General features: G+C 60.1%; 11 protein-coding genes. 4 read left to right on the plus strand and 7 right to left on the minus strand.

Features of this window, described 5'->3' with window-relative positions:
- Positions 1–75 precede the first annotated feature (75 nt).
- The 4 genes from H3T88_RS07155 to H3T88_RS07170 all read right to left on the minus strand — a co-directional run bounded on the left by H3T88_RS07155 (position 76) and on the right by H3T88_RS07170 (position 4,935).
- Positions 76–1,830, minus strand: a complete 1,755-nt coding sequence (locus H3T88_RS07155) for a hypothetical protein (protein WP_198204100.1) — start codon at positions 1,828–1,830, stop codon at positions 76–78.
- Between the two features lie 39 nt (positions 1,831–1,869).
- Positions 1,870–2,703 (minus strand): carbohydrate ABC transporter permease, encoded by an 834-nt coding sequence (locus H3T88_RS07160; RefSeq protein WP_332461026.1) that lies wholly within the window; start codon positions 2,701–2,703, stop codon positions 1,870–1,872.
- A gap of 17 nt (positions 2,704–2,720) precedes the next feature.
- Positions 2,721–3,587: a carbohydrate ABC transporter permease gene (locus H3T88_RS07165; RefSeq protein WP_232347244.1), complete on the minus strand. Its 867-nt coding sequence runs from the start codon at positions 3,585–3,587 to the stop codon at positions 2,721–2,723.
- 88 nt (positions 3,588–3,675) lie between these two features.
- Entirely contained in the window at positions 3,676–4,935 is a 1,260-nt protein-coding gene (locus H3T88_RS07170; RefSeq protein ID WP_198204102.1) for an ABC transporter substrate-binding protein, read from the minus strand.
- Between the two features lie 324 nt (positions 4,936–5,259).
- On the opposite strand from H3T88_RS07170, the gene H3T88_RS07175 reads away from it, so the two are divergent.
- Genes H3T88_RS07175 through H3T88_RS07185 form a run of 3 tightly spaced genes read left to right on the plus strand, consistent with a single transcriptional unit; the run spans position 5,260 to position 8,457 of the window.
- Positions 5,260–6,360: an ROK family transcriptional regulator gene (locus H3T88_RS07175; protein WP_269749015.1), complete on the plus strand. Its 1,101-nt coding sequence runs from the start codon at positions 5,260–5,262 to the stop codon at positions 6,358–6,360.
- Positions 6,353–7,375: a sugar kinase gene (locus tag H3T88_RS07180; RefSeq protein WP_198204104.1), complete on the plus strand. Its 1,023-nt coding sequence runs from the start codon at positions 6,353–6,355 to the stop codon at positions 7,373–7,375. The genes H3T88_RS07175 and H3T88_RS07180 overlap by 8 nt, the downstream gene beginning before the upstream one ends.
- On the plus strand, positions 7,372–8,457 hold the full coding sequence (locus H3T88_RS07185; protein ID WP_198204105.1) for a glycoside hydrolase family 88/105 protein: 1,086 nt from the start codon (positions 7,372–7,374) through the stop codon (positions 8,455–8,457). Before H3T88_RS07180 ends, H3T88_RS07185 begins: the two co-directional genes overlap by 4 nt.
- On the opposite strand, the gene H3T88_RS07190 is transcribed toward H3T88_RS07185, so the two are convergent.
- Together H3T88_RS07190 and H3T88_RS07195 are read right to left on the minus strand one after the other, a co-directional pair.
- Positions 8,454–9,818, minus strand: a complete 1,365-nt coding sequence (locus H3T88_RS07190) for a dicarboxylate/amino acid:cation symporter (RefSeq protein ID WP_198204106.1) — start codon at positions 9,816–9,818, stop codon at positions 8,454–8,456. The genes H3T88_RS07185 and H3T88_RS07190 overlap by 4 nt on opposite strands.
- A gap of 170 nt (positions 9,819–9,988) precedes the next feature.
- Positions 9,989–10,270 carry a metal-sensitive transcriptional regulator gene (locus H3T88_RS07195; protein ID WP_110416674.1) on the minus strand — a complete coding sequence of 94 codons (282 nt, stop codon included), beginning with the start codon at positions 10,268–10,270 and terminating at the stop codon, positions 9,989–9,991.
- 115 nt (positions 10,271–10,385) lie between these two features.
- On the opposite strand from H3T88_RS07195, the gene H3T88_RS07200 reads away from it, so the two are divergent.
- Entirely contained in the window at positions 10,386–13,202 is a 2,817-nt protein-coding gene (locus H3T88_RS07200) for a heavy metal translocating P-type ATPase (RefSeq protein ID WP_198204107.1), read from the plus strand.
- A gap of 21 nt (positions 13,203–13,223) precedes the next feature.
- Here the strand turns inward: H3T88_RS07200 and H3T88_RS07205 are convergent, their stop codons facing one another.
- Positions 13,224–14,315, minus strand: a complete 1,092-nt coding sequence (locus H3T88_RS07205) for an alpha/beta fold hydrolase (protein WP_198204108.1) — start codon at positions 14,313–14,315, stop codon at positions 13,224–13,226.
- Positions 14,316–14,343: the final 28 nt, after the last annotated feature.

Genomic DNA, 14,343 nt, shown 5'->3' on the forward strand with positions numbered 1-14,343 from the left:
CCTTGGGCTTCCTCCTCACCATCTCCGATTGATTGGTCAACTGTAATAGCAATGTCTGCAGGGTTTGACTTTGTTTCATGCTCTTGCCATACTCCGTTGCCAGCGAGCCGAAAGAACCAGATCTCCGGCGGTCGACCCCGAGTAAATCAACTTCTGGCCAGCCACTGCATCGTCGCCTCCCGGGTAGGTATAGCATTCCCCGGGATCGTATGCCAGGGGATGCTCAGACGGTCGGCCCTGAATGCTCAGGCGCAAACAGGTGCGATCATCCTCGGCCCCGGCTACGATCTCCGCCGGCTGCGCCTCGGAAATCCTCCAAACCCCATTGCCATCGGCCCTGGCTCCGGCACGAATCCCCATCTGGTCCCCCTGCAGAGCCAACAGGCACGTATAGGTAGTGACGGGACCTTGAAAGCGGGCGCGCAGATTGAATCCATCCGGGCACATCTCGACTTCGATCCGCGTAGACAGAGTCAGATCGTCCCGTCGGCGCCGATCGAAGTCCATGCAGGCGAAGAACCTTCCTTCGTCGGTTAACCGGTATGCAGCATCGTTTCGGCAGAATCTCTGATCAAGCGGCTGGTAATAGCCGCTGGTACGTATATCGCGCATGACCCAGGCCAGCCTGTTGCCCTGTCTGACGCAGTGGCCGGGGCGCAACGGACCCAGGCCGAAGAACTCCGGGGATATTCTCAGTGTCTCCAGAGTCAACCCAGGCGTTGAGAAATCGACAATCGTGGAGTTGTTGGCCAGCCCCGAGGCCACCCGACCAGTATCGGGAAAGTCCGATCCGGCATAAATGGAGGCTGTCATGCTCGATTGAGCCCATGAATCTCCGGACAGCAGGACCCTGGTCAGCCCGGACTGCTGATACTCCTGAACCCGATCATCGCGGTCCTCGGCCCCATCGACCTGGGGCAGAGGCCCAGCCAGGCGCGGATCCACCAGAAGCTCAGCCAGATGTCGAGCCGGATCAGCCAGACGGCGCCGGGAAAGCCACGAGGCCCAGCGAACCACCCGCGGGTCGCCCTTGACCACAGCCAACAGCCGGGCCTGCGAAAGGAAGGGCTCGGGGTCGAATGGCCGGTTCTGGTCCTGACGACGCGATTGAACGGTCTCCATCATTCCGTCTGGTCGCATCAGAGCAACCTGGGCGCGCAGGTTCCTCTCGACCAGGTCCAGGTATTGGGTATGTCCGGTCCTGCGCGACATGGCAATCAGACATGGGTTGGTCACATAGGCTGCGTAGTTGGGGCTGCGCTCCGAATAGAGACCATCGGGCTGAATATCGATGCCTTCGGCCAGCCAGGCCTCAGCACGGGAACGCAGTTCGCTCCCACCCAGGAAGAGGTTGAGCCCAACCAGGGCGCTGGCTATCTCCCATCGGTGGTTGGGAGTATGCACGCCCCCCTGCAACATGGCCGGGGCGGCACGGCGGGCTATCTCAAAGAGGGGTTCACGCACGGCCTGGATCACGGACTGGGGGCAGTCCTGGACCTGCATCAACTCCAAGGTCAGGCACAGATCATTGATGGTGAAGGCGCTATCGGGAGGAGAAACCAGATTATCCCCGCCAGAGAAGAGCCCCTCCTCCAACTGTAAGTCGGCCAAGTGCTCCAGCAGGGCCGGGAGCATTTCGGCCAAGTCCGCCGTCTGCCCGGAGGGACATATTGCAGACACAGCAACCACGGCCTTGATCAGCTCCATCGTCGGACGGTGCGACAAACCAGCCAGCAAATCAGAATCCCTATCCAGAGCCTGCAAGCGTGTGCGAACGAATCGCAGCGAGCTACTGCTCAGGATTTGGGTGTAGGACATATCTGACATCACATAGGCCTTTCCTCCATGGAATGTCCGCCCGGACATGGCTCAGCCCTTGAAGGCTGCATCGACATCCGAACCAACGATGTACTTTTGGCAGAACATGAAAATCAGAACCAGCGGGATCATGGAGATGACAGATGCCGGCAGCAGGATGGCCCAGTCGATCTTCTCCGCACCAACCAGCGTCCGCAGTGCCACCTGCAGAGTGAACCGTTTAGAGTCATTGAGAATCAGCAATGGCCAGATATAGTCGTTCCAGCGCCACTGGAAGGAGAAAATGGCCAGGGTCACAATGCAGGGCTTGGCGATGGGCAACATGATGCGCAGGAAGATCTGCAGTTCGGAGCATCCGTCCACACGGGCCGCCTGCATCATCTCATCAGGGACCGTCAGGTAGTACTGGCGGAACATGAAGATGCCGGTGGCGGTGATGATCGAGGGAACGATTATACCGGCCAGGGTGTTGTACAAGCCGATGTCGCGCACGACAATGAAGGAGGGCGACATTATGACCTCAGTGGGCAGCATGGTCGTCAGCAGTATGCCGATGAAGAAGAGCCTGGTCCACCAGTAGTCATATTTGGCCAGTGCATACCCGGTCATGGAGCTCACGATCACAGTCAGCACGGTGGTGATGATGGCAACTACTGCCGTATTGCCGAAGTAACGGGCGAAGTCGATCCTGCTCCAGGCCGCCGCGTAGCCCGCAGTGGTCCATCGGCGGGGAAGGAAGCTCATGGGCACGGCGAAAAGCTCATCCGGCCCCTTGAAGGAGGACAGAATCAGCCAGAATACCGGGAAGGCGAAGCAGATGACCAGGAACCACATCATTATGGTGGAGGGTGCGTCTGTCTTGACCCGTTGCCACCACGTTCTCACAGATACAGCATGCATATCTAGCGACCCCCTGTTTTCTTGTTCAGGCGCATCTGCAGCAGCGATACCGCAACCAGAATGACCAGCAGAACCATGGAGGCTGCCGAGGCGTAGCCGATGCGGGAGTTGGAGAATCCTGTCTCGTAGATGTACTGGACCACCAGTCGATTGGACGTGCCTGGTCCGCCCCCGTTCAGGGCCTGGACCATGGCGAACTCCTTGATGCCTCCGATAGTGCCCAACAGGACGACCATGAAGGTGGTCGGAGCGATGCCGGGCAATGTGATGTGCACGAACTTCTGCCAGATATTGGCCCCGTCCAGTGAGGCCGCCTCATAGAGGGAGGTCTGCACATTCTCCAGGGCGGTGATGAACAGCAGCATATTGAAGGCCATTCCGGCCCAGACGCCGGCAAGGATAAGCACCAGGAAGGAGAGGTTGGCATCGGTTGCCCAACGCATGGGGTGTCCGCCCAGCCCCTGGATGACCTGATTGACGATGCCGAAGCCCTCGCCGAACATCCATCGCCAGATCAGACCGGTGATGATGGGAGAGACCAGCCAGGGGATGAAGAAGAGGGTGCGGGCCAGGGTCCGGCCGACTGCCTTCCGATTGGTCACCAGAACCGCCGCCAGCAGGGACAGGCAGACGTTCAGAGGCACCGAGCACAGGATGTACTCAAAAGTGCGCAATAGTGAGGACCAGAAGTCATGGTCGGCCAGCAGCGTGGTGTAGTTGGACAGGCCCACCATCCGGTACTTGGACAGGCCCTTGTAGTTGGTGAAGGAATAAAAGAGTCCGATTGCTGCAGGCCAGATGAAGAAAATCACATAGAGCACCACAGCGGGCAGAATCAAAAACAAGGGCGCTGCCAGCGGCTTTTTCATTCTCCTGGGCGCTTTACCGCCCTCACCCGCTCTTCCATGGGACCTCACCATAGACCTCACCTCCATAGTCTTTGCCGAACCAGTGGATTCACTGTTTGTTGTCGACGGTGTAGGACTTGGTGAACAGGCGGTTCATATTAGCCACGGTCGTGTCTACATCCTGCTCGTCAGACAGGTACTTGATCGTCTCGTCCTTCATGGGGTCCTGGCTCGGCAGAACAGCGCCCTTCAGTGCAAGCTCCAGCTGGGTCATGACCTGGCGGGAAAGCACATCCTGATCGGATTCACGAATGATCTTCTGGTAGAGTTCCATGTCCTCGTTGTGGTTGGCATACTTAGGCGTGATGTCGTTGAGGGCGGGTAGATAGTTGCCCTGCTCGCAGAAGGCAGTGTAGTTCTTCTTGCTGTAGAACCAGTCGAGGAACTTTTTGCCCGCAGGACTCAGGGCGACCATGTAATTGGTTCCCACATTGGTGGCCTTGGTGGGCGAGGCAGGCATGATGACACTCTTCCAGGTGAACGAGGTGATGGATGTGTTGAAATCAGCGATCTGCCAGTTGCCCGAATAGTAGGCGGCCACCTGTCCCGACTTGAACAGAGCCGAGGGATCCTCATTGGAAGCCCAGACCGACTTGGGCATGATCTTGTCGTCATCGATGCTCTTGAGGAACTCAAGGGCCGTCTTGGCCTTGTCATCCAGACCCCAGGATCCATCCGCATGCTTGCGGACGCCCTTGGATCCGAACTGATAGAGGAAAGAGCGTTCACGGTGACTGGAGGCATCCATGACCAGGCCATACTTGGCTCCAGTAGCCGCTTGCACCTTTTTCAAGGCGGCTATGAATTCCTCCCAGGTCCAGGATCCGTCGGGATCCGGATAGGAGACACCAGCCTTGTCGAACAGCGAGGTATTGAGGAAGAGGCCCACAGCTGTCAAATCAGAGGCAATGGTGAGTATCTTGCCGTCCGGAGACTTGCGCAGAAGGCTTTTCATGGCATTATGATTATTGGCTATATTGGTCAGATCCTCCAACTGATCGGACCAAACAGGGTTGATCTGGGGGACACGCGCCACGTCGGGAAGGTCATCGGCCTTGGCGGCATTGGCGATTTTGGTGCCGAGATCCGCATAGGGCACCTCCATGATATTGACCTTAACCCCGGTGTCCTTGGTGTACTTCTGGGCCATGGTCTTGTAGGCGTTGTTCTGATCATCCGAATAGGTCAGGGTGATCTCCTTGGCATCTGCCCCAGAATTTCCCTTGGACCCGCCACCGCAAGCGGTCAGGGCGAAGATAGAGACCACCGCCACTCCAGCGGCCAGGAATCGGCGAATTATCCTTGGCATACGACACTCCTTTGTGAGTCCGATCTCACGTCCACGTGAGATATCAACTTGAGAATAATACTAGCATAGATAACGAAAGTCTGTGAACAAAATAGTGAAACTCCTGTTGATTATTGTATTGATGCACTTTCAGAATCGCAATGAATCAGGCGTCTCCACCTGTGAATCATCAGGAATATCTTAATCTGAACTACTATTTACTATCATTATAAGAATAAATGTCGGAAAGGCAAGCAGGCAATCGGTCTCTTTGCGGAAAGAAAGACCGACCACATCGATATGAGAGACAGGAAAAACATGGGCAGACGGACCGCAGGAGCGAACATGGCCCTCCATGGGAACAGAGATCGGGTTGTCACAACCAATAGGAGCGTTATTCTAGACACCCTATGCCATACCGATAGCCTTTCTCGGGCCCAAATCGCTGAGTTGACAGGAATCCCGCTGCCAACTGTCCACCGACTTTGCACCCAGCTTCGGAAGGAAGGCATTATCCAGGAGAGCGCGAAGAACCGCGATGGCCGAGGCCGGCCGGTTCGCCTGCTGCATCTGAATCCGAGCTTCCACGCCGTTCTGGTCGTCAATGTCAGAGGAACAGCCATTGATGGAGCCGTGGTCAGCCTGAATGACTGGATCCTGCACGAGGAGCACATGCCTCAACCGCCAGAGGACGATAAAGGGGGCACCGGTAGCCGCATACGCGCCATTACCGCCATGGCCCGGCTCCTGGATCGCTGGGCCGCAGATCGGTCCATTCCCTGCACCGGTATAGGCGTAGCCGTGCCCGGCATCGTCCAGAACGACGGCATGGTTACGGCCGCCAGTGAATTGGGCTGGAATGAAGTACCCCTGGGCGACATCCTGCGTACGGCCGACAAAGGCCCTGTTCTTGTAGAAAACAACGCCAATGCCTATGCATATGGAGAAGTCCTGGCAGGAGCAGGGAAAAACCATAACCCGGTGGTCGGCTACACCATCCGCCATTTCGGCGTAGGTGCCGGCATCGTCGTGGACGGCTGCATCCTACGGGGGAGCCATGGCATGGCCGGCGAGATGGGCTACACGCTGACCAGTCGGGAATCGCTGGACAATCACTACACATACGGCGGCGATTTGGAATGGCAGATCTCCCAGATCAGCGCCGTCGAGGACCAACCGAGCAAACGAAGCGAGGAAACCCTGATCGATTTGATCAGTCTGTCCATCGGGGACATCTGCCTGGTGGCCGACCCGGAAATCATCGTCCTGGACATCGCTCCAACCTTGCCAGGGCAGCGAATCCGGGAGGGCATCCGACGGCGCCTGATCGGACGCATCCCCCACATGCCGGATCTCGCAGCAACCCAGCTGGGCAGGAAAGCTCCCCTGATTGGCGTGGGAGAGCTGATCAGCCAGCAGGTCAGGACGGCGGCCTTCAATGTCTAGCATGGACAGCAGGCGGCAGGGGAATCCCCTACCTGTGATCGGCGTGGACGTAGGCGGAACCAAGACCCGCATCGATACGCTTTTTTCAAGACATCGCCAAAGCCTGACCTTGGCTTCGGACTCATGGCGGAGGAACAGCGACACCGTACTTCCACACGATATGAGCCGACTGGCCGAGCTGGTACAGGCACAGGCGGCCAAACGCCGACCTGGGCCGGCTGTGCTGTGTCTGGGGCTTCATGGGGCCGATACACCCCAGCAGCTGAACCTGGCCACGACGGCATTGACCGAACAACTGCCCGGATGGCGGATCCGCGTGGTCAACGACGCCGAGCTGCTGGGGCCGACGGCGGGCATCAGGCAGGCGTTGAATCTGGTGGTAGGCACCGGCATGGTCGTTGTCGGTCGGGATACCTCCGGCAATCTGGTGCGAGCCGACGGATACGGATACGGTTGGCTTCTGGGCGACTACGGCAGTGCCCCTGCCTTGGTCCGGGAAGCAGTCAGGGAAATACTGAACCGCGGCGTCGTCGCGGGAACGGAGGCAGTCATGGAAGATCCTCTGACACAGGATCTGCTGGAGCACTTCACCGTGCGGGACATCAACCAGTTAGCCTTGGCTTTCGGATCATCCGCAGACGAACAGGCCTGGGGGCGTCTGGCTCCGCTCTTTTTCCGGTCTCTGCAGAAAGGCTCGGCCATCGCCGACGAAATATTGGACCAGGCCGTGACCCGCATCGGCCTGGCCGTGAAAGCAGTCATTCATGCCGGGGCCTGCGGGCGCCAAGTGGTGGCTGCTGGCGGGGTCATCACCCACCAACCGATCATGGCCCACAGGCTGAGCGGGGTCCTTGCCTCATTGACAGGCGGCCCTGTCGGCCTCCGCCTGTTGGAGGACCCGCCCGTCACCGGAGCTCTGGCGATGGCTTCAAGGCTACAGAGCGATACTGGTCAAACGACCTCAACAGATGAGACAATTATCATGCCGATTAACAAAAAGGGGACTGAATCATGAAACCATCATCACCAGCGCAGTACGCCCAGGCGGCCGTGGACACCATGCGGCGTAAATTCCCCAAAGGAAGCGATCTGCCGCCCCGTAATCACTTCCATTATCACCAAGGGGTCTTCCTGTCGGGCGTTTACCAGACATTTCTGCTCAATGGCCGTGAGGACGACATGGCCTATCTGCAGGAATGGGTGGATGCCAATGTCGACGAGCGCGGACACGTACTCAACCAAGACCAGATCTGCCTTGACGACATTCAACCGGGCATTCTGCTTTTCCCCTTGGAGGAGCGAACCGGGGATCCCCGATACCGGAATGCCCTGGATCAGCTGGCCGGAGAGCTGCGGCTCTACCCCAAAAACAACGAAGGCGGCTTCTGGCACCAGCAGCGGGCGGCTGGACAGATGTGGTTGGATGGCCTCTACATGGGCGGACCTTTCATGACGGAATACGGTCGCCGCTTTGGGGACCCGGCACTGATGGACGAGGCCATCAGGCAGGCCCTGCTCATGCAGAAGAAGACGCGCATACCCGAGACCGGGCTCTGGCGGCATGCCTACGATCCTTCTCGCCAAGCCCAGTGGGCGGATCCGAAGACTGGTCTCTCGCCTGAATACTGGGGTCGATCTGTCGGCTGGGTGCCCGTAGCCATTGTGGATGAGCTCGACCAGATTCCACAGGACCACCCGGGCCGCGAGGATCTGCGAAACCTGGTCCGCGACCTGCTGACCGCCGTCTGCCGCTATCAGGGCCCCGACGGCCGCTGGTGGCAGGTTCTCGACAAGGTCGGTCAGGAGGGCAACTGGCCTGAGAACTCTTGCACCTGTCTCTTCGTGGCCGCCATCTGCAAGGCCGTAGACCAAGGCATTCTGGACAAGACCTATCTGGAAGCGGCCAACAAGGGGTATGAGGGGGTCATAAAGAGCCTTGAGTGGCAGGGAGATGACCTCCTCATCGGTGACATCTGCGTAGGAACCGGCCCCGGGAGCTATGAGGAATACTGCCAGCGACCCACCAGCATCAACGACATGCACGGGGTGGGCGCCTTCCTGCTCATGTGCGCAGGAATGGAACGCAACAGGGCCTAGTCCCCTGACTGTTGTATCTCCTCGTCCGCTTCAATGTCCTGGTCGTCGAAGACCTTGCGGCCCTTGTAAAGATCCAGGTCCAGCTCGTTCTCGGTCCTGGCCACGATGACTGCCGTATTGGCTGCGCCAGCCACGTTCACCAGCGTGCGGCCCATATCAACCAGCTGGGAAATAGGCTGCATGATAGCGATGAATGGTACGGGCAGGCCAGCCGCCGTGAATAGGGAGGTGGCGGTGATCGTGGCTGTGCCGGGCACACCCACCGTCCCCACGGAAACCACCAAGGCAAAGACGATCAGGAGGGCGAAGCGCAAGGGAGAGTAAGGAATCCCCTGGGCGTTGATAGCGAAGACCGCCAGGAGAACGGGCCAGAGCCCGGCGCATCCGGGCATGCCCAGATTGGCTCCCAGACTAGCCACGAAGGAAGCCGTCTCTTCGGGAACGCCGGCAGAGCGCAGCTGACGGACTGTGACAGGAATGGTGCCGATGCTGCTCTCCGAGGTGAAGGCCACCACGCCCGCCGGCCAAAGGGAGCGGAAGAAGGGCAGAGGATTGACCCTACCGACCAGGGCCAGGATCAGGGGTTGGACCAGGAAGAGCTGAATGGCCAGACCCAGGTATGCCACCAAGAGAACTGCCAACAGGGGCAGAAGGCTCTTCAGATTGCTGCGACCGATGGCGGCTGCAATCAGGGACAGAACCGCATAGGGGGTGAAGCCGACCACGATTTGGGTGGCCTTTGACAGGACCACATTGCCGGCTTCCACGAAAGCCTTGAAGGGGGCCACGCTCTGCTCGCCGCGCGGTGTTGAGGCGGCCTTGTTAAGAGAGACCGCCAAGAGGATGGCGAAGATCACGACGGGAATGACCTGGTTGTGGGCCCAATTGTCCGCCAGATTCGATGGGAAGAGACCGACCAGAGTATCGAGTACCCCTGGCACCTGGCGAGGTTTGGCCCCCTTGGGCAGGGCCTGGTTGAACCCCTTGCCGACCTGGAAAAGCAGTCCTAGAACCAGGGCAATCACGGCGGCTGTGAAGGTGTTGACCAGGAGAAGAACAATGGTCTTCACACTGATGCTCTTCAACCGACCAGACCCGCCGATACGGCTGATGCTGGCGATGATGCTGAAAAGCAGGAGCGGCACCACGAGGGCCGAGATGACCTCGGACCAGACGTTGCCGAATGCTCCTACATAGGTCGTGTGGCCGGAGAAGCCCACACCCACCAGGATTCCCAACACCGTCGCTATGATGACCCGCCAACTGAAGTTGACCTTGGTCTTCCTGCTCAGCAGGGCCAGTCCTGCAAAGAGAATGACGACCACTATCAGGGCCGCCCAATCCCAACTCGTTTTCGACATTGCCTCTCCCCTTCAACCTCTCTTTCCCAGGACCGAACGGCCCGGGGTTGGGGTTCAATCTAACAGGAGAAAAGCGGAAGTCCAACCATTCCCGGAAGAATGCCTATACCCGTTGCTTATGGACTGCTATTCCCAGGCGGATTAGGCCTGGCTGATGGGGGGGGGGGGGGCTAGGAGCGGACCAGGCGGGCGATGGCCTCGGAAGCCTCCTCCATCTTCTCGTCGGCCTCCTCGCCCCCCTTTTCGGCAGCCTCGCGGACGCAGTGGTTCATGTGGTCGTCCAGCAGGGTCAGGGCCACCGACTTCAGGGCGCTGGTCGAGGCGGCAATCTGGGTGAGGATGTCTATGCAGTAGGTGTCCGACTCGACCATCTGCTCAATGGCTCTGACCTGGCCCTCGACACGCCGGAGTCTGGTGATGGTCCGCTTTTTATCGTTGGCATATCCGGGCAAGAGTTACTCCATTCCTGGTCAATGGCCTTCATGGCGGAGCCAGGACCGGCCCGAATCCGTGAAACCCATATCGAAATTCACTATCAGTATACCCCTGGGGGGTATAGTAGGCCACATGAGCAGCATCCTGGTCCTTATCGCAGCCCTGGCCATCACGGCAGGCATCATCTGGTACTTCTTCGCGCCCAGAAAGGCCACCCAGGCCAGGGATGAGGGCGGCGTTCAGACCGTCCACATCACAGTCAAGGGCGGATACAGCCCTCAGCTGATCCAGGTTCAGGCCGGACGGCCGGTCAAGCTGGTCTTCGACCGCCAGGAAAGCGGGGAATGCTCCTCGCACGTGGTCTTCAACGACTTCAACATCGACAAGACCCTGCCCGCTTTCCAGACCTCGACCATCCAGCTGACCCCACCCAAGGCCGGCGACTACCCCTTTGCCTGCGGGATGAACATGCTCCACGGAATGCTCCGGGCCACCGATGGACCGACGACCGGCAGTGCCGAGGCACAACCCGAACCTTCGCAAGCCGAACCTGTCGAGGCCGCCAAAACCGCCCAGACCACTGGCGGCAGCGACCAGGACGAGGCGGATCAGGAGCGCACAGCGGAAATCCGCGACCTGACCAGGCGATTCATCGTAGCCCTGGTCTTCACGCTCCCGGTCTTCATCCCGGCCATGTTCGGCATGTTCCTGCCCATGCCCCACATTCTGATGAACCCCTGGGTCCAGCTGGTCCTGATCCTGCCAGTGATGTTCTATTCCGGCTGGCCCATCCACCGCACCGGGTGGCTGGCCCTGGCACACCGGGCCCCAGAGATGAACTCCCTGGTTGCCCTGGGCACTGCCACGGCCTTCCTCTACTCGCTGGTGGTCACCGTGGCTCCACAGCTTCTACCTGAGGGAAGTCGCGAGCCGTATTACGAGGCCGTAGGCACCATCATCACCCTGATGATCCTCGGTCAGATTCTGGAGGCACGGGCCCGGCGCGGCACCGGCGATGCCATCCGCGCCCTTGTCGGTCTGAGGCCCAAGACCGCCACCGTGGTGAGGGCCGACCAAGACGGCAGGGAGACCACCCAAGAGATCGCCGTCGACGATGTTGCCGTAGGAGACGTGATTCAGGTCCATCCGGGCGAGAAGCTGCCAGTGGACGGCCAGGTCATCTCCGGATCATCCTCAGTGGACGAATCCATGGTGACCGGCGAGCCCATGCCCGTCCTCAAACAGAAGGGTGATTCCCTGGTCGGAGCCACCGTCAACGGCACGGGCTCCCTGCGCTACAGGGCCACCCAGGTAGGGCAGGACACGGTTCTGGCCCAGATCATCCGGCTGGTCAAGACGGCCCAGACATCCAAGGCACCCATCCAGAAGCTGGCCGACCGAATATCATCCATCTTCATCCCCGGGGTAATCCTGGTGGCGCTCTGGACCTTCGTGGCCTGGTGGATGTTCGGCCCCATGCCCCGCGGCGTATACGGAATCGTGGCGGCGGTCTCCGTCCTGGTCATTGCCTGCCCCTGTGCCCTGGGCCTGGCCACTCCCCTATCCGTGACAATCGGGACTGGACGTGGCGCCCGTGCCGGCGTGCTCTACCGCTCGGCAGAGGCCCTGCAGGGGGCGCATGATGTCGATACCATCGTCCTTGACAAGACCGGCACCATCACCCAGGGCCGGCCTGAACTGGCCGATGCCCTGAGTGTGCAGGGGCTGGATGAAAACCTGCTGATCAGGGCGGCCGCGAGCGCCGAGAGCAATTCGGAGCATCCCCTGGCCCAGGCCATCGTCCAGGCCGCCAAGGACCGCAACCTGGAACTGGTCCCGGCCAAGGACTTCGACTCGGTCACCGGCGCCGGCATCGATGCGACCTTCCCCTCAGGATCTTTCGAAGGGAGCAAGGGCACCTCGCACGTCCTTGTCGGCAACCGCAGGCTGCTCGAAGGCAAGGGAATCGACCTGGAGAACGAAACAGCGAACCAGGCAGGCGCGCAATCCCTCTTCGACACCGCTCGCAGCTGGGAGGATCAGGGCCGCACGACCATCTTTGTAGCCATCGACGGCAGGCTTGCCGGAGTTCTGGCCGTGACCGACCAGGTCAAGACCGGCTCCAAGCAGGCCATCCACGACATGAACGAGCGTGGCATCCAGACCATCATGTTGACTGGCGACAACCAGGGCACCGCCGAGCAGGTCGGGGGCCAGGTGGGGGTCACCCGGGTGGTGGCGCAAATTCATCCCGAGGACAAGGCGAGCATCGTCAAGGCCCTTCAGGCCCAAGGGCACAAGGTGGCCATGATCGGCGACGGCATCAACGACGCCCCGGCCCTGGCCCAAGCCGACCTGGGCATGGCCATCGGCACCGGAACGGACGTAGCCATCGAGTCCGCCGACGTGACCCTGGTCTCGGGCGACCTGAACGCGGCTGTCAAGGCCATCGACCTCTCGGCTGCGACCATGCGCAACATCCATCAGAACCTCTGGTTCGCCTTCGGGTACAACGGCCTGGGCATTCCCATCGCCGCCGGCGTGCTCTACCCCTTCATCGGACTCCTGCTCAACCCCATGATCGCCGGAGCGGCCATGGCCTTCTCCTCCCTGTCGGTGGTGCTCAACGCCAACCGGCTGCGGCATACGCCCCTGAAGGCAAGGCCGGTCAAGGAGACCAGGCCAATCGACATGGATGCCCTGACCAGGGACCTCAGTATTTCCACTAACCAAGAGAAAGGAAATAAGATGGGACTCTTCCACCATCATGACGACATGCAGCAGAATCAGACACAGGCAGACAAGGTCACCGACCCGGTCTGCGGCATGTCCATCGACCCCAGCACGGCCGCAGCCAAGCGCGACTACCAGGGCAAGACCTACTACTTCTGCTCGCAGAACTGCGTCGATACCTTCGATGCCGATCCGCAGAAGGTGCTCAACAAGTAGAACTGCGCGTTCTTCGTCTGATCAGCGGTCGTCAGCGAGCTGCCAGGGCTGGTCAAAAAAGTCGAAGATGCGCTCCAAGTATGGCCTCAGGACCTTGTCCGGCATCTGGTAGAGCTCGTGCATGCTGCCTGGGATGCGCACCAGCGTGGCCTGGCAGCCGCCCTGCTGGACCTGGTCGACAAAACGGTTCTGGGGCATCGGCAGCACAAACCGGTCGGGCTGAGCCTGGAAAAGCAGCAGAGGGGTCTCCACCCGGCTGCACCGGTCGGGACGCAGTATGGCCCGGCTCATCTCCAGGCTCTCCCTGACCCAGCCAAAGGTGGCGGCGCTGGTCTGGTAGTGCAGTTCCTTGGCCCGTAACTTATGGGTCCAGGCCACCCGCGCCTGGCTGCCATTGGGGTACTTGCCCATGTCCAGCTCGGGGCGGAATGGGCCGAACCCCGGAGCCATGCTGCGCGAGCGGCCCATCATGCAGGCAGCGTTGGCTGCGGTCCAGGCCACCGATGGCATGAACCCGGTCCGCGGCGCAATCATCGGCGATGACAGGACCGCCTTATCGATAAGCGAGGGGAAGGTTTCCAGCATCCGCGCAGCCACGCCGCCGCCCATGGAGTGGGCATAGAGGACCATGGGATTGTCCTGGGCATACTGCTGGCCCACCTGGGAGCAAAAGGCGGCCAGATCCGCCACATACCGCTGCCAATGATCCACCCATATCAGGCTGGGATCGCTCACACCACGGCCGGAGAAACCGTGCCCCCAATGCTCGGGAATGCAGACGGAGTACCCCTGCATCAGGAAGTACCAGGCCATCTCCTGGTACTTGTCGGCGAATTCCGAAAAACCGAAGGAGATGATTACGGCCCCGCGCACACGAGCCGAGCCGGACTCCACTGCGCCCTGACGGAAGAGCGTCCTGTCATAGCAGACGTAATGCAGGAGTCGCGAGGGGTCCACACCGCTGAGATGGGCCTTGTCCAACACGGTTCCCCCATCCTCGCCGCCGTCATGGGAGATCATCCATCCGTCACTGCGACAGGAGGCCAGGTCAGGAAGGACGCGATCCTTCATGATTTGGTCGTAGCGGCGCTCCTCAACCAGTTGGACGCTCATGCTCTCACCCTATACCACCTGCCGTTGG

Origin of the sequence: Bifidobacterium sp. W8110 (genome assembly GCF_016101375.1) — a bacterium.
Lineage (GTDB): Bacteria > Actinomycetota > Actinomycetes > Actinomycetales > Bifidobacteriaceae > Bombiscardovia > Bombiscardovia asteroides.

Bases quoted from the DNA above. Each gene is read 5' to 3' on its own strand.
- H3T88_RS07165 (WP_232347244.1), bottom strand. From the start codon at position 3,587: ATGAAAAAGCCGCTGGCAGCGCCCTTGTTTTTGATTCTGCCCGCTGTG.
- H3T88_RS07170 (WP_198204102.1), bottom strand. From the start codon at position 4,935: ATGCCAAGGATAATTCGCCGATTCCTGGCCGCTGGAGTGGCGGTGGTC.
- H3T88_RS07175 (WP_269749015.1), top strand. From the start codon at position 5,260: ATGGCCCTCCATGGGAACAGAGATCGGGTTGTCACAACCAATAGGAGC.
- H3T88_RS07180 (WP_198204104.1), top strand. From the start codon at position 6,353: ATGTCTAGCATGGACAGCAGGCGGCAGGGGAATCCCCTACCTGTGATC.
- H3T88_RS07185 (WP_198204105.1), top strand. From the start codon at position 7,372: ATGAAACCATCATCACCAGCGCAGTACGCCCAGGCGGCCGTGGACACC.
- H3T88_RS07190 (WP_198204106.1), bottom strand. From the start codon at position 9,818: ATGTCGAAAACGAGTTGGGATTGGGCGGCCCTGATAGTGGTCGTCATT.
- H3T88_RS07200 (WP_198204107.1), top strand. From the start codon at position 10,386: ATGAGCAGCATCCTGGTCCTTATCGCAGCCCTGGCCATCACGGCAGGC.
- H3T88_RS07205 (WP_198204108.1), bottom strand. From the start codon at position 14,315: ATGAGCGTCCAACTGGTTGAGGAGCGCCGCTACGACCAAATCATGAAG.